The 18,548-nt window shown below is 69.0% G+C and carries 18 protein-coding genes; 14 read left to right on the plus strand and 4 right to left on the minus strand.

What is annotated here, in order from left to right; all coding sequences use genetic code 11:
* The first annotated feature begins 65 nt into the window (after positions 1-65).
* From B9Y95_RS13205 to B9Y95_RS13240, 8 genes are all read left to right on the plus strand, one after another.
* Entirely contained in the window at positions 66-1,427 is a 1,362-nt protein-coding gene (locus tag B9Y95_RS13205; protein WP_234994105.1) for an ABC transporter substrate-binding protein, read from the plus strand.
* Between the two features lie 70 nt (positions 1,428-1,497).
* Positions 1,498-2,379: a carbohydrate ABC transporter permease gene (locus tag B9Y95_RS13210; RefSeq protein WP_056013507.1), complete on the plus strand. Its 882-nt coding sequence runs from the start codon at positions 1,498-1,500 to the stop codon at positions 2,377-2,379.
* On the plus strand, positions 2,376-3,290 hold the full coding sequence (locus B9Y95_RS13215) for a carbohydrate ABC transporter permease (RefSeq protein WP_085512322.1): 915 nt from the start codon (positions 2,376-2,378) through the stop codon (positions 3,288-3,290). The genes B9Y95_RS13210 and B9Y95_RS13215 overlap by 4 nt, the downstream gene beginning before the upstream one ends.
* On the plus strand, positions 3,287-4,327 hold the full coding sequence (locus B9Y95_RS13220; protein WP_085512323.1) for a LacI family DNA-binding transcriptional regulator: 1,041 nt from the start codon (positions 3,287-3,289) through the stop codon (positions 4,325-4,327). The genes B9Y95_RS13215 and B9Y95_RS13220 overlap by 4 nt, the downstream gene beginning before the upstream one ends.
* Positions 4,328-4,337: 10 nt before the next feature.
* On the plus strand, positions 4,338-5,780 hold the full coding sequence (locus B9Y95_RS13225) for a glycoside hydrolase family 32 protein (protein WP_085512324.1): 1,443 nt from the start codon (positions 4,338-4,340) through the stop codon (positions 5,778-5,780).
* A gap of 82 nt (positions 5,781-5,862) precedes the next feature.
* The gene (locus B9Y95_RS13230; RefSeq protein ID WP_085512325.1) at positions 5,863-7,440 is read left to right on the plus strand and encodes a glycoside hydrolase family 32 protein; all 1,578 of its coding nucleotides are present in this window, start codon (positions 5,863-5,865) and stop codon (positions 7,438-7,440) included.
* Between the two features lie 111 nt (positions 7,441-7,551).
* A complete protein-coding gene (locus B9Y95_RS13235) occupies positions 7,552-8,034 on the plus strand; it encodes a hypothetical protein (RefSeq protein WP_085512326.1) in 483 nt (160 codons plus the stop codon).
* Between the two features lie 57 nt (positions 8,035-8,091).
* Positions 8,092-8,679 (plus strand): DUF1349 domain-containing protein, encoded by a 588-nt coding sequence (locus B9Y95_RS13240; RefSeq protein ID WP_085512328.1) that lies wholly within the window; start codon positions 8,092-8,094, stop codon positions 8,677-8,679.
* Here B9Y95_RS13240 and B9Y95_RS13245 read toward each other — a convergent pair.
* Positions 8,633-9,640: a helix-turn-helix transcriptional regulator gene (locus B9Y95_RS13245; RefSeq protein WP_085512331.1), complete on the minus strand. Its 1,008-nt coding sequence runs from the start codon at positions 9,638-9,640 to the stop codon at positions 8,633-8,635. The genes B9Y95_RS13240 and B9Y95_RS13245 overlap by 47 nt on opposite strands.
* 98 nt (positions 9,641-9,738) lie before the next feature.
* On the opposite strand from B9Y95_RS13245, the gene B9Y95_RS13250 reads away from it, so the two are divergent.
* Positions 9,739-10,197 (plus strand): VOC family protein, encoded by a 459-nt coding sequence (locus B9Y95_RS13250; RefSeq protein ID WP_085512333.1) that lies wholly within the window; start codon positions 9,739-9,741, stop codon positions 10,195-10,197.
* An 87-nt stretch (positions 10,198-10,284) separates the two neighbouring features.
* Here B9Y95_RS13250 and B9Y95_RS13255 read toward each other — a convergent pair whose 3' ends face one another.
* Positions 10,285-10,875 (minus strand): DUF805 domain-containing protein, encoded by a 591-nt coding sequence (locus B9Y95_RS13255; RefSeq protein WP_085512336.1) that lies wholly within the window; start codon positions 10,873-10,875, stop codon positions 10,285-10,287.
* Between the two features lie 710 nt (positions 10,876-11,585).
* Between B9Y95_RS13255 and B9Y95_RS13260 the strand changes: the two genes are divergently transcribed.
* Both B9Y95_RS13260 and B9Y95_RS13265 read left to right on the plus strand, forming a co-directional pair.
* The gene (locus B9Y95_RS13260; protein ID WP_085512338.1) at positions 11,586-12,857 is read left to right on the plus strand and encodes an HNH endonuclease signature motif containing protein; all 1,272 of its coding nucleotides are present in this window, start codon (positions 11,586-11,588) and stop codon (positions 12,855-12,857) included.
* 619 nt (positions 12,858-13,476) lie between these two features.
* The gene (locus tag B9Y95_RS13265) at positions 13,477-14,820 is read left to right on the plus strand and encodes a BNR-4 repeat-containing protein (RefSeq protein ID WP_085512340.1); all 1,344 of its coding nucleotides are present in this window, start codon (positions 13,477-13,479) and stop codon (positions 14,818-14,820) included.
* A 97-nt stretch (positions 14,821-14,917) separates the two neighbouring features.
* On the opposite strand, the gene B9Y95_RS13270 is transcribed toward B9Y95_RS13265, so the two are convergent.
* Positions 14,918-15,229 carry a GNAT family N-acetyltransferase gene (locus B9Y95_RS13270; protein ID WP_085512888.1) on the minus strand — a complete coding sequence of 104 codons (312 nt, stop codon included), beginning with the start codon at positions 15,227-15,229 and terminating at the stop codon, positions 14,918-14,920.
* A 178-nt stretch (positions 15,230-15,407) separates the two neighbouring features.
* On the opposite strand from B9Y95_RS13270, the gene B9Y95_RS13275 reads away from it, so the two are divergent.
* Complete coding sequence (locus B9Y95_RS13275; protein ID WP_085512342.1) at positions 15,408-16,676, plus strand: ammonium transporter; 1,269 nt, start codon at positions 15,408-15,410, stop codon at positions 16,674-16,676.
* Positions 16,677-16,722: 46 nt separating this feature from the next.
* Entirely contained in the window at positions 16,723-17,346 is a 624-nt protein-coding gene (locus tag B9Y95_RS13280) for a hypothetical protein (protein WP_085512345.1), read from the plus strand.
* A 3-nt stretch (positions 17,347-17,349) separates the two neighbouring features.
* Here the strand turns inward: B9Y95_RS13280 and B9Y95_RS13285 are convergent, their stop codons facing one another.
* Positions 17,350-17,841 (minus strand): DUF4188 domain-containing protein, encoded by a 492-nt coding sequence (locus B9Y95_RS13285; protein ID WP_085512347.1) that lies wholly within the window; start codon positions 17,839-17,841, stop codon positions 17,350-17,352.
* Positions 17,842-17,910: 69 nt separating this feature from the next.
* Between B9Y95_RS13285 and B9Y95_RS13290 the strand changes: the two genes are divergently transcribed.
* Positions 17,911-18,543 carry a MerR family transcriptional regulator gene (locus B9Y95_RS13290; protein ID WP_085512349.1) on the plus strand — a complete coding sequence of 211 codons (633 nt, stop codon included), beginning with the start codon at positions 17,911-17,913 and terminating at the stop codon, positions 18,541-18,543.
* Positions 18,544-18,548: the final 5 nt, after the last annotated feature.

The raw sequence follows: 18,548 nt of genomic DNA on the forward strand, positions 1-18,548 counted from the left end.
CGCCCTACTGCACCACCACCCGCACACCCGCACCCACCTGTGATCGATCAACGGAGATTCCGACCATGCCAACCACCGCACGCCCCCGCACCATGCGCCCCGCCCGCAGCACCGCCTTCGTGGCGCTCGTCGCCGCTGCAGCACTCGCCCTCTCCGGCTGCGCCGGCGGATCGAGCGCCACGGACCCGACCGACGTCGACCCGAAGGGCGACATCGTCCCCCGCGAGATCTCGTGGCTGCTCTCCCGCCCGGCCGACGGCGGGGTGATCACCGCGATGGAGCAGATTGCCGACGAGTACGCGAAGGACCACCCCGGCTTCTCGCTGAACCTCATCACGACGCCCGACCGCCCGTCCTACATCCAGAAGTACGAGACCCTCGCGGCCGCGAACAAGCTCCCCGAGCTCTTCGACACCGACGCGACCCCGTTCGCGCAGAAGCTCGCGAAGCAGGGCCGGATGGTCGACGTCGACCTGCTCCTCGAGGACCTCGGTCTCGCCGACTCCTACCGCGAGGCGGCGCTCAACTACCAACGGTTCGACGACGGCTCGCTCTACATGGTGCCGTTCGAGTTCCAGCTGGAGTTCTTCTGGTACAACCGCTCCCTGCTCGAGGACGCCGGTGTCACCGTCCCGGCCACGCTCGACGACTTCCCCGCCATGTGCAAGGCGCTCCGCGCCAAGGGCGTCACCCCGATCGCGCTCGACGGTCAGGACCAGTGGCCGCTCGAACGATACATGGCCTACTACCCGTTCCGGATGGCGGGTCCCGAGTACATCCAGGACCTGAAGGCCGGGAAGGCCTCCTTCTCCGACCCGGCCGGAAAGGCCGCGGCCGAGTGGCTGTACGACCTCGGGCAGGCCGGCTGCTTCCAGGAAGGCTTCTCCTCGACCGGTTACGCGGACGCGCAGGCGCTCTTCACCTCGGGGAAGGCCGCGGTCTACAACATCGGCACGTGGGAGCTCTCGAACCTCGCGACGGACGCGCTCGACCCCGGCGTCCGTGACGCGGTCGGCACCTTCACGCTGCCGACCATCGACGGTGCCGTCACCGCCGACAACGAGTACGTCACCCCCTCCGGCATCGGCATGGCCGTGAACGCGAAGACGTACGACCCGCTCGTGCGCGACTTCCTCGCGTTCGCCCTCGAGCGCTACCCGGAGCTCTACGCGGCGACGGGCGCCCTGTCGCCGACGACCTCCGCGCAGACCACCGTCCCCACGAACGCGACCGAGCTGTACGCGAGCTCCGTGGCGCAGGCCGACGGCGTCGGACCGGCGATCGCGATGCCCTGGGACACCCAGCTCGACCCGGCCACGAACACCCGACTCCAGCAGGAACTGACCCTGCTCGTGCAGGGCGACATCACGCCGGACGAGTTCATCAAGACGATGGATGCGGCCCTCACGGAGAACGTCGATGACTGAGCTCACCCAGAGCGCGGTGGGCGCGGCACCGGCCCGCCCACCGCGGCGGCGGAAGCCGATGTCCACGTCGATGCTGCCCCGCCGGTCGACGCTGTCGGTGCTCGTGTTCCTCGTGCCGCCCCTCGTCCTCTACGGTGTCGCGGTACTCCTGCCGATCGTGCAGTCGCTGTTCCTCAGCCTCTTCTCGTGGGACGGCATCACGGACATGGCGTTCGTCGGACTCGACAACTACGTCAAGATGCTCACGCGGGACGACGTCTTCTGGACCTCCTTCGGCAACGCCCTCGGCTACCTCGCGATCTGTCTGGTGCTCCAGCTCGGCGGCGCGCTCCTCGTCGCCGGACTGCTCACCGCCCTCCCCCGGGCCCGCGAGCTCGTCAAGACGCTGTACCTCCTGCCCGCGGTCATCTCGACGGTCGCGATCGCCATCCTGTTCCAGCGGCTGTACGCGCTCGAACCGGTCGGGCTGATCAACCAGCTGCTCGCGTGGGTCGGACTCGGCGACCTCCAGACAGCCTGGCTGTCGAACGTGCAGACGGTCCTCGCGGCCGTGTCGATCCCGGAGGGCTGGCGGTTCACCGGCCTGTACATGCTCATCATCTACGCCGCCCTCATGGCCGTGCCCCGCGACCTCGAGGAGGCCGCCCGGCTGGACGGCGCCTCCTGGTGGCAGATCTTCTGGCGGATCCGCTTCCCGTACATCCGGCCGGTGTGGATCACGACGACGGTCATGGCGACGACCTTCGCCCTCCGCGGCTTCGACATCCCGTACCTGCTGACGAACGGCGGGCCCGGCCAGTCGTCCGAGCTGCTGACCACGTACATGTACAAGACGGCGTTCGTCCACACGGACTACGGCTACGCCAGCGCGATCTCCATGTTCATCGTCGTCGAGTGTCTCGTCGCCGTCGGCCTCATCTTCCTGCTGCTCCGACGGAAGGACAAGTCATGACCGCCACCCTCCCCGCCCGGCCGACCGAACACGTCGCGCCCCCGGCGGCACCGGCACCGAAGCGGAAACCCCGGCACACCCCACGCGTGCGGGTGCAGCGGACGATCCTCACCGTGACCGTCGTCGCGATCGTGCTCGTCCAGGTCTACCCCCTCGTCTGGTTGCTCCTCACGAGCTTCCGGACGGCGGCGGACTTCGCCGGCGGCAACCCCTTCGCGCTGCCGTCCGAGTGGACGCTCGACAACTACGCGCGGGCGTTCTCGACCGGCAACCTCGGGCTGAACATCGTCAACAGCCTGATCGTCACCCTCGGGTCGAGTGTCCTGATCGTCATCGCCGGCATGATGGCGGCGTACGCGCTCCAGGTCCTCGGGTTCCGGTTCAGCGGGCTCGTGCGCGGTCTGTTCCTCCTCGGCATCATCGTGCCCGTGCAGATCGCGCTCGTCCCCCTGTTCATCGACTACTCGCAGGTCGGCCTGCTCGACACCCACCTGTCGATGATCATCCCGCTGGCGGCGTTCGCCCTGCCGATGGCGGTGTACCTGTTCTCGTCGTTCTACGAGTACATCCCGAGGGAGATGTACGAGGCCGCGTCGCTCGACGGGGCGGGTCCGTACCGGATCTTCGGCCAGATCACCTTCCCGCTCTCGGTCAACACGATCATCACCGTCGTGCTCGTCAACAGCATCTTCATCTGGAACGACTTCATCTTCGCGAACACCTTCGTGCTCTCCGACGGATTGAAGACCATCCCGCTCGGCCTGCAGAACTACATCGGGGCGATGGGGAACACTGATTGGACGGCGACGTTCGCCGCCGTCTGCGTCACGGTCACACCGCTGCTGTTGGTGTTCCTCGTGTTGAACAAAGCGATGATCAGCGGCCTCGAGAGCGGAGCGACCAAGGGATGAGCAGCACCGACCAGCCGAAGCCCGGCGCGGACCACCCGAAGAACACCTCGGGCATCACGATGCGCGACGTCGCGAAGGCCGCCGGCGTCTCCGTGGCGACCGTCTCCCACGTCGTCAACGACAAGCCGGGGTCGCGGATCGGCGAGGACGCCAAACGTCGGGTGCACGAGGCGGTGGCGGAGCTCGGCTACCGGCCGAACGCCCTCGCCAAGACGCTGTCCCAGGGGCACTCCCGGTTCATCGGCCTCGTCGCCGACGCGATCGCGACGACCCCGTTCGCCGGCCAGATCATCCACGGCGCCCAGGACGAGGCGTGGCGCCACGGCTACGTCCTGCTCGTCGCCAACACCGACGGCAACACGGCCGCCGAGGATGAGGCGATCGCGATGATGCTCGAGCACCAGGTCCGCGGGATCCTCTACTCCACCTGGTTCCACCACGAGATCACCGTGCCGGAGGCACTCCTCCAGACCGACACCGTGCTCGTGGACTGCTACGCCGCGGGCAGCGGACTCCCGGCCGTCGTCCCCGACGAGGAGCAGGGCGGGCGGACCGCGACCGAGGCGCTGCTCGCGGCCGGCCACCGACGGATCGCGTTCGTCAACACGACGACCCCCTCACCGGCACAGACCGGCCGGCTCGCCGGATACCGATCGGCGTTGCAGGCGGCGCGGGTGGCGTTCGACGACGCCCTCGTGTTCCCGGCCTCACCGGAGCAGGAGGGCGGATACGCGGCGACCACGGCGGTCGTCGACTCGGGCGCCACCGCGGTCTTCTGCCACAACGACCGCGTGGCGATGGGACTCTACGACGGCCTGCGCGAGCGCGGACTGCGGATCCCCGACGACATGGCCGTCATGGGCTTCGACAACCAGGACGTCATCGCCGCACACCTCCGGCCGCCGCTGTCGACGGTCGCCCTCCCCCACTACGAGCTCGGGGCGGCCGGTGTCCGTCGGCTGCTCGGTCTCGACGCCGCGCTGCCGGCCGGGCCGCAGCTCATCGCCTGCCCGGCCGTCCCGCGGCACTCCGTCTGAGGGCGCGACCGTGCACGACGAGCAGCAGACCCTTCCACGGCCCGCCTTCCACCTGACGCCGGAGCGGAACTGGATGAACGACCCGAACGGCTTGGTCTTCCACCGCGGGCGGTGGCACGCGTTCTTCCAGTACAACCCGGAGGGCAGCGACTGGGGCAACATGAGCTGGGGCCATGCATCGAGCGTCGACCTGCAGCACTGGGACGAGCATCCGGTCGCCCTGCGGTACACCGCCGAGGAGCAGGTGTACTCGGGATCCGTGGTCGCCGCGGGTCCCGACGGACGCCTCACGGCGTACTACACGAGCGTGTCCACCGACGGTCGGCAGGCGCAGTCCCGGGCGACCAGTGACGACGACGGGCTCACCTGGCAGCGCGACCCGGAGAACCCGATCCTCGACCGCGGCTCGCACGCGTTCCGCGACCCGAAGATCATCCGGTACGAGGACGCCGCAGGCTTCCGCTGGATCATGCTCACGGTGGAGGCCGTGGAGCGTCAGGTCCTCGTGTACTCCTCCACCGACCTCCGCACCTGGGAGCACGTCAGCACCGTCGGTCCGTTCGGTCCCACCGGCGTCGTGTGGGAGTGCCCCGACCTCATCCCGCTCGCGGTCGACGGCCGCCCGGACGAGATCCGGTGGGTCCTGCTCCTCAGCACCAACCCGGTCGGCGACGCGCAGGACCCGGACGGGTCGTCGATGAGCTATCTCGTCGGCGACTTCGACGGCTCGGTGTTCACGCCTGAGCGGGCCGAGCTGCAGCGGCTCGACCACGGTCGGGACTTCTACGCGGCGGTCGGGTTCGACCGCGCTCCGGACGGTGAAGCGGTGATCCTCGGTTGGATGGGCAACTGGCGCTACGCCGCCGATCTCCCAGCCTCGCCGTGGCGGGGCGCGATGTCGCTCCCGAGACGCCTGTCCTTGACCACGGTCGACGGCGAGCAGCGACTCGTGCAGGGGCCACCGGCCTTCGTCAAGGAACGACTGGCCGCGATCGACCCGACGACCGTCGCCGTGTCCTCGGACGCCGTCGACCTGGTGCTCGACGGCGACGGCGTGGTCGAGCTGCACTGGGATCCGTCGATCACCGGTGAGCTGCGGCTCCGACTGACGGCCGACACCGACGGGGTGGCCCTCATCGTCCACGACCCGGCGGCGGCGTCACTCTCCGTCGCCCGGTCGGGCGGTGCCATGGACACGGTGCACCCCGACTTCGCCTCCACGAGCATCGTCCCGCTCGCCGGCGACCGTCCGGCTCGGCTTCTCCTCAGCCTCGACGGCCCGCTGCTCGAGCTGTTCGTCGACGGCGGTCTCGCCACCGTCTCCGACCTCGTCCTCCTCGGGAGCGGTCGACCGACGCTGACCCTCGCGAGTGAACGCGCCAGTCCCGTCTCGGTGGCCGTCGCCGTTCTCGACCGGGCGCCCGCCATCGACCAGGTGCACGCGCTCGCCTGAGCACTCCTCCACCGCACGATCCAGCACCATCCCCGCCACGGGTGCCTTCGGCGCGCCCGCGGCATCGACGAAAGGAACCGCAATGACGCACGACCTCTCCCGCCGGACCGTCCTCCAGGGCGCCGGCCTCGGGGCGCTCGCTCTGTTCGCGAGTGCCAGCACACCCCTCGCCGCCCAGGCGCAGACCACCGCCCAGGCGCAGGCCTCCCTCAGATCGGTGTTCCACATGACGCCGCCGTCGGGGTGGCTCTGCGACCCGCAACGACCGGTGTTCACGAACGGCGCTTACCAGCTGTACTACCTGCACTCCGGCCAGAACAACGGTCCGGGCGGTTGGGATCACGCGACGACGACCGACGGCGTCGCCTTCACCCACCACGGGACCGTCATGCCCCTGCAGCCGGACTTCCCGGTGTGGTCGGGATCCGCCGTCGTCGACACCGCGAACACCGCCGGTTTCGGGGCGGGTGCGGTCATCGCCCTCGCGACGCAGCCCACGGACGGCGTCCGGAAGTACCAGGAGCAGTACCTCTACTGGTCGACGGACGGCGGCTTCACGTTCACGATGCTCCCCGACCCGGTGATCGTGAACACCGACGGACGTGCGGCCCAGACCACGGCGGAGATCGAGAACGCCGAGTGGTTCCGGGACCCGAAGGTCCACTGGGACGCGGCCAGGAACGAGTGGGTGTGCGTCATCGGCCGGGCGCGCTACGCGGCCTTCTACACCTCGCCCGATCTCACGAACTGGCAGTTGCAGCACAACTTCGACTTCCCGAACCACGACCTCGGCGGCATCGAATGCCCGGACCTGTTCCAGATGCGAGCGGGTGACGGCAGCTGGCACTGGGTCTTGGGCGCCAGCATGGACGCCTACTCGATCGGCCTGCCGATGACCTACGCCTACTGGACGGGCACGTGGGACGGGACGCGGTTCACCGCCGACGACCTCACCCCGCAGTGGCTGGACTGGGGCTGGGATTGGTACGCCGCCGTCACCTGGCCGAAGGCGGAGTCGCCCGACGACCGCCGGCTCGCGATCGCGTGGATGAACAACTGGAAGTACGCGGCCCGCGACGTCCCCACCGACGCCTCGGACGGCTACAACGGCCAGAACTCCGTCGTCCGGGAGCTGCGACTCGAGGCGCAGTCCGGTGGTCGGTACAGCCTGCTCAGTTCACCCGTGGACGCTTTGGCCGGGTATGCGACCTCCACCGTCTCCCTCCCGGGCCAGACCGTCACCGGGAGCGCCGTCCTGCCCTGGAGCGGCCGGGCGTACGAGATCGAACTCGACCTCACCTGGGACACCGCGACCAACGTCGGTCTCTCCGTCGGGCGGTCTGCGGACGGCTCTCGCCACACCAACATCGGGAAAGCCGGGGCCGAGCTCTACGTCGACCGCGCACCGTCCGACCTGGCGGGCTTCTCGCTGCAGCCGTACACCCGGGCCGCAGCACCGATCGACGCGGCTGCACGCTCGGTCCATCTGCGGGTCTTCGTCGACACGCAGAGCGTCGAGGTCTTCGTCAACGCCGGTCACACCGTCGTCTCGCAGCAGGTGCACTTCGCCGAGGGCGACACGGGGATCTCGCTCTACACCGATGGCGGGCCACTGACCGCCTCGGCGATCACGATCCGCGAGTTCGGCACGGCGATCTGAGGCGAGCGCGAGCGGGCACGGCGACGGTGCCCGCCCGCGTCCGACGGGTGCGCTCGGTAGGCTTGACGTTCCTTCCGGCAGGATCGCCGGACGACAGGAGATGGGGATCCCGTGAAGAACGCCGCGTCGTACGCGATCGGGCTCGCGCTGAGCCTGGTCTATGTCTCCCTGGTCGGCGTGCTGTCGATCCAGATCGCCGGTCTCGCGGGTGGCGCGGTGTTCGACCTCAGCAACACCCTGACGGCCGTCACCGAACCGAACGCAGGCCTCCTGCAGGTGCTCGGTATCGCCATGGCGAGCGGAGCGGTGCTGTGGATCCTCATGCGACGCGGGACCCCGGGGTCGGACGCGCAACGCCTCCTGCGACTCGGCTTCGGCACCGGAACGCTCGTGCAGATCGCCGTCGGCGTCGCCCTCCTCGTCGGACGGTTCTCCCTCTTGGACCTGAATCAGGGTCCGGCGAAGTGGCTCGAGGGCTGGATCACCTTCGGCGCCTCAAACTCGGCCGTCCACGTCGTCCTCATCGTGACGGTGTACCTGATCGTGACGAGGCGACACCGTACCGGCGGCTCCGCACAAAGGTCGCCTGCCTGAGGGGTCGGACGCGCTCTCGCGCCATCGCATGCTGCATCCATACGTCAGGATGGACGGATGGATCTGCAGAACCTGGTCGAACACGGACATTGGACGACGGCCCCTGCGGCGGTGACGACGGAGCCGGACGGTTCCCTACTCGTCACCGCCGCCCGGGGCAGTGACGCCTGGCGGCACACCTCCTACGGTTTCGTCCACGACACGGAGCACGCGCTGATCGCGCCGATGCAGCGACGGGCGGCGATCGAGGTGTCGTTCGTCCTCGACGGCACCGAGCAGTTCGATCAGGCCGGGGTGTTCCTCCGCGTCTCCGAGTCGACGTGGATCAAGGCCGGGGTCGAGGTGTCCGACGGGGTCGCCCAGCTCGGTGCGGTCGTGACGCACGGGACCTCCGACTGGTCGGTGGCGCCGGTCCCCGATTGGCTCGGACGAACGGTCACCGTGCGCGCGAGCCGCGACGGTGACGCCGTGACCGTACGCGCACGGGTGGACGACGAGGACTGGCGACTGGTCCGCGTCGCCCAACTCGACCCGGAGACCGACGTCGAGGCGGGGCTGTTCTGTGCAGCCCCGACGCGCGCCGGCCTCACGGTGCGGTTCACCGCGGTGCGTCTCGGTCCGCCGGACGACGCGCTCCACGGCTGACCGTCTGTGCGGTCGCGGCATTGCGCTCCGCGAGCTGTGCGAACGCGGTGACGAGTTCGGGCGGCTCGACGACGTCGACGTCGGTGTCGAAGCGGTTCAGGGAGGCGGCGAGCGCCACCCACGACCACGCGCCGGCGGTGTAGCGCGTGCGGTCCGGGCCGAGGGGCTCGGCGGTGCCGTCGCCGACGAACGGCCGGACCGCATCGAACGGCAGGTGGAGCACGACGGTGCCGACACAGGGCCAGGCATCGGCCTGCTCGGATCCCTTGAACCTCGCAGCCACGAACGCCTGCACATCTCCACCCGGCACCTCACGCGGACGGAACCGCGGTCCGGTCGGCGTCCTCGGCACGATGCGGTCGGCGCGGAAGATCCGCCAGTCGTCGCGGTCGAGGTCCCAGGCCACGAGGTACCAGCGCCCCTGGGAGGTGACCAGGTGGTGCGGCTCGACGCGCCGAGGCGGTTCCGGATCATCGTCGGATCGCCCGAACCGGAGGACCTCCTGTGCGCGGATGGCGGCGGACAGCGCGAGGAGGACCGGAACGGCCACCTGCGGCGTCGGTCCATCGCCGGCTCGGGGCACCGAGGTGACGTCGAGGGCGTCGAGTCGATGCCGCAGCCGCGACGGCAGGACCTGTCTCACGGTCGTCAGCGCTCGGAGCGCGGGCTCCTTGAACCCGGATCCCGCGACGGCTGCGGTCTGGAGGGCGATGGTGAGCGCGACGATCTGCTCGTCGTCGAAGAGCAGCGGCGGGAGTTCGCTCCCGGCGTCGAGGTGGTACCCGCCGTCCGGCCCCATCGTGGCCTCGATGCGATACCCCATCTCGCGGAGCCGGTCGACGTCGCGGCGGATCGTGCGGTGACTGACGTCCAGCCGGTCGGCGAGCAGGGCACCCGGCCAGTCGCGCCGTGCCTGCAGGAGCGAGAGCAACTGCAGGAGTCTGGAGGTCGGTGAGGCCATGGTGCGAGCGTAGTCCGAGTGCAGGACATGATCTGTCCTAGACACCTGGGACAGTCGTACTCGACCGGGAGGAACCCGGCACGACTCGAGGAGCACGCATGAGCATCACGACCACGACCCACCTCAACTTCCAGGGCGACGCCCGCGCTGCGCTGGAGTTCTACCAGTCCGTCTTCGGCGGGCGGACGACGATCGCGAGCTACAGCGACTTCGGGATGCCGAAGGACGCCCCGGGCGCCGACCTGGTCGTCTTCGGTCAGGTCGAATCCGAGGACGGCTTCCGGGTGATGGCGTACGACAGCCCCGGAGCTCCGGCGGCGTCGCTGATCGGCACCGGAACGACCCGCCGCGAGCACGGGACGACCCTCACCGAGCAGTCCTGCTTCGTCGCGGTGCGCGGCGAGACGCTCGCGGAGGTCGAGACGTTCTGGGACCGACTCGTCGTCGGAGGTTCGGTCGTCGAGGAGCTCGCCGCGTCCGCCTGGAGCCCCGGCTTCGGGATGGTGACCGACCGGTTCGGCGTCACGTGGGTGCTCGACGTGGCGGCGGCCGGCTGAGGCGTTCGCGCACGTCCTGCGAGACGGAGAACGGGCCGGTGCGGACGATCGCGTCCACACCGGCCCGCCCGGTCGTCAGGTTGCGGCTCAGCGCACCAGGTCGAACCGCTGACCCTCAGGCTTCGAGGGCAGGAGGAAGAGGACGAACAGGATGAGGCCACCGATCGAGGGGATGAGCGAGAGGAAGTAGAACGGGCCGGGGAAGTTGGCGTCGTGCAGGCGGCGCCAGGCGAGGGCCAGGTTCGGGACGATGGTCGCCAGCCAGATGAGGCCGAGGAGCACGACGCCCGTCAGGATCAGCGGAGCGGCTCCGGGGATCTCGAGTATGCCGGGCTGGGTGTAGTACGTCTTGGAGCTGGTGATGCCGTCGAACACGACCGGCTCACGCTGCGCGGCGGCCGACACCGCACCGATCCCGACACCCGTGAAGAAGAGGATGTTCGGGATGAGCGTGACGAGGAAGATGAACAGCGTGACCCACCAGTACTCGCTCCGCGAGGCGCGGCCGGTGAAGGTCGTGTACTTGCGGAGGTAGCGCTTGACGGCCTGCGGGAAGGTCGCCCCGTACAGCGGGAGCGTGAGGTCCTCCGGGGAGGCGGCGCCGCGGATCGGAGCGGGCGCGTACGGCTGCCCGTACGTCGGCGTCGCGGGGTATTCGGGGGTGGTGTTGGAACTCATGGCGTCTTTCGATCGATGTGCGCGGTCACTGAGATCCTGGCATAACACATGACCACCTCAGAACAACTTGCGCGACCGACCGACTTCGGGCATGCTCCGCGGCATTTCGGTGATCCCTCTGCCGGTCCCGAGCTTCTCCTCCGATCGCTGAGCACTCCCCTCCGGCCCCTGAGCACCCCCGACGGTCTCAGAAGCAACCCCGACAGTCCCAGAGCAACCTCCTCCGGTCCCTGAGCCCGTCGAAGGGCCCACGCCGCAGCCCACGAATCGGGCACTCTTCCTCCGGCCCCTGAGCCTGTCGAAGGGCTCCCGTAGGGCCTCCCGCTCCAGAGCTCCACTCCCCGGAGCCTGAGCAACCTCCTCCGGTCCCTGAGCAACCTCCTCCGGTCCCTGAGCCCGTCGAAGGGCATACGGAGAACCTCCCACTCCGGTGACCCTCTCCCGGTCCCTGAGCCTGTCGAAGGGCACACGAGGAACCCCTCGCTCCGGTGACCCTCTTCCGGTCCCTGAGCTTGTCGAAAAGCACACGAGGAACCTCTCGCTCCGGCGCCCCTCTCCCGGTCCCTGAGCCTGTCGAAGGGCACACGGAGAACCTCCCACTCCAGTAATCCTCTTCCGGTCCCTGAGCTTGTCGAAGGGCACACGAGAATGTTCCCCAACCGGTGCAACTCAGCATCTGGAATGTCAGTGGTCCATGGTGGACTGGTTCCATGACCGAGACCACCTCCGCCGCAGTTCGAGCTGGCGATGAGTATGCCGCGCAGCTCGCGGAGTTCTCGGACGAGTTCGCGGAAATCCACCGGCTGCGGGCGGCCCTCGATGCACGAGAGGCGCGGCTCCTCGCCCGTTCTGCCGCCTACGCCGACGCCTTCGCAGACGCCACGGTCCCGGCCATCTTCCCGCCGGCCGAGCGTCAGGCACTTTCACGCCGTTCGACCTGCGCCGCGTTGGCGATGGCGACCCGAATACCTGAACGGACGGTCCAGCGGGCGACGAATGACGACGAACGCCTCGTCAACGATGCGCCGTCCGTGCTTGCCTCCCTTGAGGCCGGGCGCATCTCGGCGCGGCACGCGCAGACGATCATCGACCAACTCAGCGACGTACCGACCGCAGGACGGGCGGCGTTCCTGAAGGCGGTGTTGCCAGCCGCGGAGCAGCTGACCAACGCGAACCTCCGGAAACGTGCCCGTGTCCTGCGGGAGCGTCTCCACCCGGAATCCATCACGGCGCGCGCAACCCGCTCCGAAGCCGACCGCCGGGTCGAGTTCGAGCCCGCAGCCGACGGCATGGCCTGGGTGCACCTCTTCACCACAGCACCGATCGCCCAGGGCATCGTCGAGCGCGTCGAGGCAGCCTCCGCCGAATCACGCCAGACCGGCGACACCCGCACCTGCGCCCAACTGCAGGCGGACGCCCTCGCGGCCCTCGCGCTCAGCGGCGTCACGCCTGACGACGTCATGTCGAGCTCGGTGCTCCCTCACCCGATCGAGGTCCAGGAGCACATCAAGCCGACCGTGCACATCACCGTGCCGGCGCTGAGCATGGCCGGTGTCAGCGATGCCCCGGCCACGCTGGACGGCTACGGCCCGATCGACCCGGAGACCGCCGCGCGTATCGCGGTGAACGCACCGAGCTTCACCCGGATCCTCGTCCAACCGGAAACCGGCGCGATCCTCTCCGTCGGCCGCAACCAGTACCGGGTCCCGGCCGACCTCCAACGCGCGATCCGCCTGCGGGACGGCACCTGTCGGGCACCGGGCTGCGGCAGGCGAGCCAGAGCCTGCGACCTCGACCACTCGGTCGCGTGGGAAGACGGCGGCACAACAGATGTCGGCAATCTTGCCTGTCTGTGCCGACATCACCACCGGATGAAGCACCTCCCCGGATGGAACCTCGACCACCAGGCCGGCGGGGTGCTCGATTGGACGACACCCGACGGCAAACACCACCGGACCGAACCGGACCCTGCACCGTTCTGACCCCGCCGACGAAGGGTTCCTCGTGGGCACTTCGACAAGCTCAGCGACCGGGAAAAGTGCACCCGGGAACGAATCGGTCCCCGAGCCTGTCAAAGGGTTCCTCGTGGGCACTTCGACAAGCTCAGCGACCGGGAAAAGTGCACCCGGGAACGAATCGGTCCCCGAGCCTGTCGAAGGGTTCCTCGTGGGCACTTCGACAAGCTCAGCGACCGGGAAAAGTGCACCCGGGAACGAATCGGTCCCCGAGCCTGTCGAAGGGTTCCTCGTGGGCACTTCGACAAGCTCAGCGACCGGGAAAAGTGCACCCGGGAACGAATCGGTCCCCGAGCCTGTCAAAGGGTTCCTCGTGGGCACTTCGACAAGCTCAGCGACCGGGAAAAGTGCACCCGGGAACGAATCGGTCCCCGAGCCTGTCGAAGGGTTCCTCGTGGGCACTTCGACAAGCTCAGTGACCGGGAGAGGTGCATCGGGCTCGTTTCGGTCCCTGAGCCTGTCGAAGGGCAGTTGAGTCGCGACACCCCGGTGAGCGCGCTCCGAACCGCGTCACCTTCCGGAAAGCGCTTGCCGGGCGCACGCTCGCACCGGTAACCTCGTCCGGAACCCCACCCGGAAGGTCGCGATGCTGCGCCGAAACGACACCTCCACCACGCCGACCGTCGTCAACGACAACGCCGCCTGGTGCTGGTTCCAGGACGAGCGCGCGCTCGTCGATCCCACATCGAACTTCCTCGTCGTCGGCTCGATCGCGTCAACGGGCGGCGTCGACGGCGAGCAGCGCGGCGGCAACGTCGAGGTCACCGTCGTCGACCTCAGCACCGGCACCGCCGACATCGTCGTCCTGCACGAACGCCTCGAGTCCGACGATCACGACGTCCCGGCTCTCTGGCGGCGGCGCGACGGGCGCTGGCTCGCGATGTACACCCGCCACAAGACCGACGACCTCACCCGCTGGCGCATCAGTGAACCGGATGACCCACGCCACTGGGGGCCCGAGCAGACGTTCGACTGGAGCGCACACACCGGTGGACTCGGCGTGACCTACTCGAACCTCCACGAACTCGACGGCCGCCTGTACTGCTTCGCCCGCGCCGTCAACGACGACCAGTGCGCGCTCGTGTCGGACGATGACGGCGACACCTGGAACTACGCCGGCAAGCTGTTCACCCGACCGAAGGTCGGCTACGTGAACGGCTACACGCGCTACGTCTCCTCCCCCGGTTGCATCGACCTGATCACCACCGACCACCACCCGCGCGACTACGACAACAGCGTCTACCACGGCTTCCTCGACGCCGACGGGCTCCACCGGACCGACGGCGCCGTCGTCGACCCGCATCCGTTGCGTGGCGACGCGCCCTCGCAGGTCGAGCTCACCACCCTCGTCGCCGCCGGCTCACGAATGCCCGACGGCGGCACCTGGGCCGGCGACCGACTCTCCCACTGCTGGACCGTCGACGTGCGACGAGCCCCTGACGGCACCGTGGCCGCCGTCGTCTCCGCCCGCGCCGACGACGGACCAGCGCATCCGGACGAGGCGACCGAACGCCTCCGGCCCGTCCTGGACCATCGGTTCCTGTTCGCCCGCCTCACGCCCGGCGGCTCCTGGCAGGTGCACCCGCTCGCCCTCGCCGGCCCCGGCCTCCTCCCGCACGAGCAGGACTACACCGGACTCGCCGCCATCGACGCGGACGACCTCGACTCGCTCTACGTCTCGACGCCGATCGATCCTCGGGACGACCAGCCGCTCGCCCACCACGAGATCTTCCATGGTCGCACCGGCGACGGCGGAGCGACCTGGACGTGGACGCCGCTCACGGAGGACTCGGACGTCGACAACCTGCGTCCGATCGTCGCACCCGGTGACCCCTCGACGGTCTCGCTCCTGTGGTTCCGCGGGAACATGGCGAGCTCGCAGGACTACCGGTGCGAGGCCGTCCTGCTCAGGCTGCCACGCACCGAGTGACGACCGGTCACTGGGCCAGGACACCCCGCCACTGAAGTCCGAAACCTGCCGGAGCTCGGCCCGGATGAACGGCCAGCTCACGCCGCATGACGACCGGTCACTCCGGCCAGGACACCTCGCCGCTGAAGTCCGGGTGCTTGCGGAGGTGGGCCTGGATGAAGGGGCAGTACGGCACGATCGTCAGTCCTCGCTCGACTGCATCGTCGAGCGCGGCGGCGGCGAGGACGCTGCCGAGCCCCTGCCCTCCGAAGTCCGGATCGATCTCGGTGTGGGTGAACAGGATGCGACCCGGTTCCTCCCGGTACCCGGCGATCCCGGCGACGCGCTCCCCCACCCGGATCTCGTACTCGTGACGCTCGTCGTTGCGGACGACCTGCGGGCCGTCCTCGGGTGTGCTCGATGTCGACATCGGGGCTGCCTTCCGTTCGTCCCCCACTGTACGTCGAGCGATCCGTCACGTGCTGTTTACGCAGCGGCCGATTCCGCAACGTGCCGGAAACACGGGCACAGGCCATCGGAAACACGTCGGTGTCACGCTGGGCGCACCCGACGCGCTCCAGCCGCGTCCCTGCGGAGAGGCACCTCGAATGGATCAAGGAAACACAGCGTTCATCCTGATATCAGCGGCACTCGTGCTGCTCATGACGCCAGGGCTCGCGTTCTTCTACGGCGGCCTGGTCAAGGCGAAGAGCGTCATCAGCATGATGATGATGAGCTTCGGCGCACTCGGCCTCATCGGCGTCCTCTGGGTGCTCTACGGGTACGCGATCGCGTTCCCCGGCTCCGAAGGCACCGTCGCCCCCTGGGCGATCGACACCGGGAACATCGGCCTGACCGCCGCCCTCGAGACGCCTGAGGGAGCGGCCTACCCGCCGCTCGCCTTCGTCGCCTTCCAGGCCACCTTCGCGATCATCACCGTCGCCCTCGTCTCCGGCGCCATCGCCGACCGAGCGAAGTTCGGATCCTGGATGATCTTCGCCGGCATCTGGGCGACCGTCGTCTACTTCCCCGTCGCGAGCTGGGTGTTCAACTTCGGTCTCGCCGACGACGGCAGCTTCGCATACGGCGGCTGGATCACGCACGGCCTGCAGGACGTCTTCGGCGTCGGCGTCATCGACTTCGCCGGCGGTACCGCTGTCCACATCAACGCAGGTGCTGCAGCCCTCGCCCTCGCGCTCGTCCTCGGCCGTCGTGTCGGCTTCAAGAAGGGTGCCTACGTCCCCCACAACCCGCCGTTCGTGCTCCTCGGCGCCGGTCTCCTCTGGTTCGGCTGGTTCGGGTTCAACGCCGGTTCAGAACTGGCGGCCGACGGCACTGCGGCACTGGTGTTCGTCAACACCATCGCGGCCCCGGCAGCAGCCCTGCTCGCCTGGCTCGTGGTCGAGAAGATCAAGGACGGCAAGCCGACCTCCGTCGGTGCCGCGTCGGGTGCCGTCGCCGGTCTCGTCGCGATCACCCCGGCGTGCGGTTCGCTGCACCCGATCTGGGCCATCGTCCTCGGTGTCGTCGCCGGCGCGGTCTGTGCGCTCGCGATCGACCTGAAGTTCAAGCTCGGCTTCGACGACTCGCTCGACGTCGTGGGCATCCACCTCGTCGGTGGTCTCATCGGAACCCTGTACCTCGGCTTCTTCGCCAACGGCACGGGCCTCTTCATGGGTGGTGACGCTTCGCAGCTGCTCGTCCAGGCGATCGCCGCGTTCTCCGTCCTCATCTACTCCTTCGTGCTCGCCTTCATCATCGGCTTCGCGATCGAGAAGACGATCGGATTCCGTGTGAAGAACGAGGATGAGATCGCCGGTATCGACACCGTGGTCCACGGTGAAGAGGGCTACATCCTCGTCGACGACAAGGCCTGATCCACCGGCCTGAACGACCTGCCCGACCCGACCCGACGAGGACGAGATGCGCGGAGCAGCTGGACCCGAACCGGCTGCCACCCCCGCTCATCTCGTCCTCGTCGACGTCGCGTCACGACCACCGGCCGACCCTGGCCCGCCGCAGCTCGTCCGGTTCACCGACCTCGTGCGGCAACCACTCGACCGTGGCCGTGGCAGCGTGCGAGACGTCTGGACGAGCACCGACGTCGACCGCCGCATCCGCTGGCGACTGCAGGTCGTCGACCTCCGTGACGCTGCCGGACTCATCGCCGCTCCCGACGACATGAACCACGCGATCGTCGGCTTCGCCGGCCCACAGGTCGCGGTCCGCGCGGGCGGGAACGAGCTGAACGGTCCCGGACGCATCCTGCACCGCGATGAGGTCCTGACGGTCCGCGAATCGTCGGTGCGTCTCTCGAGACCGCGGCTGCGGGCCTCGGGGTCGAGCTCGATGATCCTGTTGAGCTACAGCACTTCGGAGGACCCGCCGACGCTGAACTTCGAGCAGCCGGACACCGCGCAGGATCCCGCCGACGGCCTGCGGATCACCCTCGCCCTGCGCGGTCCGATCCGGCGCGGCGATGGCGAGGTGCCACAGGGTGCCGCCCTCGTCTCCGCACCGTTCGCCGTTCCGCCGCGCTACCGCTGACCGCTACCGCTGACCGGCGGTCCGGCCGTCGGCGAACCGCTGTCGCGCGTGCTGCTGCCGTGAGCCGACCGGCACGGCCTCGGTCGCCGCGGGCAGCCCCATGGACGGCGTCGACACGTAGATGCTCTCGGCGCGATCGACGAGGAACGTCTCGTGCCAGACGCCGACGGCTTTCGGCGCGGACCGGGCGCGCTTGTTGAACCGCGACCAGGCAGGCCGATGGGCGGAGGCCGGTGCCGACGCGTAGGCGTAGAGCTTGTCGATCGACGACCAGTACTGGACGAGGTACGGGCCGCTGGAACCGATCAGGATGTGCGAACCGAGGAGCCCGGACTCCGGGTCGGACATGAGCTCCTGCAGCATGCGCGGCATGTCACCGAAGATCGGGAGCCACTTGTCCACCCGCCACCACTGGTTGATGGTCATCCCGATGTGGAACACGACGAGCTCCCCCTCGTGACGATGGGTGATTCGGCCGACGACGACGCGTGACATAGACTGCTCCTGTTCGATAGTGACGCTATCCAAGTTGGATAGTAGCACTATCCAGACGAGGGGCACAGGATGAGGATCTCGGAATTGGCGGCGGTGTCCGAGGTGCCGGTGGCGACCATCAAGTACTACCTGCGCGAGCAACTCCTCCCGGAGGGCGAGCGCACCTCGGCGACCCAGGCGAGCTACGGCGACGCCCACGTGTCCCGGCTCCGCGTGATCCGCGCGCTCCTCACCGCCGGCGTGACCATCGCGGAGACCCGCAACGTCGTCGCCGCGCTCGACTCGCCGCCGGCGGGCCCGTACGACCTCCTCGGCGTCGCCCACACCGCCGTCACCCCGCGCCCGAGTGGTCCGGTCGACACGACCCGCGCACTGGAGCTCTACGAACGACTCGGCGGGATCGAGGCGCAGTGCGATCCCAGACTCCTCGCCGGTCTGGCCGGGGCGCTGGACACCCTGGAACGAGCCGGATTCACCGTGCCACCCGCGGTCCTCGACCGCTATGTCGACGCAGCGCGCAGCATCGCCGAAGCCGAGATCGACGGCATCCCGGCGGACTCCCCCGAGCTCGCGGTGCAGTACATCGTGCTCGGCACCGTGCTCACCGAACCGCTGATCCTCGCCCTCCGCCGGGCGGCCCAGCAGGTGGTGTCGTCGGAGCGGTTCGCCGGGACGGAAGACCCGGCGCCCCAGCCGTCCTGACGCTC

The organism is Plantibacter flavus, assembly GCF_900177615.1.
Classification (GTDB): domain Bacteria; phylum Actinomycetota; class Actinomycetes; order Actinomycetales; family Microbacteriaceae; genus Plantibacter; species Plantibacter flavus.

Bases quoted from the DNA above. Each gene is read 5' to 3' on its own strand.
- B9Y95_RS13205 (WP_234994105.1), top strand. From the start codon at position 66: ATGCCAACCACCGCACGCCCCCGCACCATGCGCCCCGCCCGCAGCACC.
- B9Y95_RS13210 (WP_056013507.1), top strand. From the start codon at position 1,498: ATGCTGCCCCGCCGGTCGACGCTGTCGGTGCTCGTGTTCCTCGTGCCG.
- B9Y95_RS13215 (WP_085512322.1), top strand. From the start codon at position 2,376: ATGACCGCCACCCTCCCCGCCCGGCCGACCGAACACGTCGCGCCCCCG.
- B9Y95_RS13220 (WP_085512323.1), top strand. From the start codon at position 3,287: ATGAGCAGCACCGACCAGCCGAAGCCCGGCGCGGACCACCCGAAGAAC.
- B9Y95_RS13230 (WP_085512325.1), top strand. From the start codon at position 5,863: ATGACGCACGACCTCTCCCGCCGGACCGTCCTCCAGGGCGCCGGCCTC.
- B9Y95_RS13240 (WP_085512328.1), top strand. From the start codon at position 8,092: ATGGATCTGCAGAACCTGGTCGAACACGGACATTGGACGACGGCCCCT.
- B9Y95_RS13245 (WP_085512331.1), bottom strand. From the start codon at position 9,640: ATGGCCTCACCGACCTCCAGACTCCTGCAGTTGCTCTCGCTCCTGCAG.
- B9Y95_RS13250 (WP_085512333.1), top strand. From the start codon at position 9,739: ATGAGCATCACGACCACGACCCACCTCAACTTCCAGGGCGACGCCCGC.
- B9Y95_RS13255 (WP_085512336.1), bottom strand. From the start codon at position 10,875: ATGAGTTCCAACACCACCCCCGAATACCCCGCGACGCCGACGTACGGG.
- B9Y95_RS13260 (WP_085512338.1), top strand. From the start codon at position 11,586: ATGACCGAGACCACCTCCGCCGCAGTTCGAGCTGGCGATGAGTATGCC.
- B9Y95_RS13265 (WP_085512340.1), top strand. From the start codon at position 13,477: ATGCTGCGCCGAAACGACACCTCCACCACGCCGACCGTCGTCAACGAC.
- B9Y95_RS13270 (WP_085512888.1), bottom strand. From the start codon at position 15,229: ATGTCGACATCGAGCACACCCGAGGACGGCCCGCAGGTCGTCCGCAAC.
- B9Y95_RS13275 (WP_085512342.1), top strand. From the start codon at position 15,408: ATGGATCAAGGAAACACAGCGTTCATCCTGATATCAGCGGCACTCGTG.
- B9Y95_RS13280 (WP_085512345.1), top strand. From the start codon at position 16,723: ATGCGCGGAGCAGCTGGACCCGAACCGGCTGCCACCCCCGCTCATCTC.
- B9Y95_RS13285 (WP_085512347.1), bottom strand. From the start codon at position 17,841: ATGTCACGCGTCGTCGTCGGCCGAATCACCCATCGTCACGAGGGGGAG.
- B9Y95_RS13290 (WP_085512349.1), top strand. From the start codon at position 17,911: ATGAGGATCTCGGAATTGGCGGCGGTGTCCGAGGTGCCGGTGGCGACC.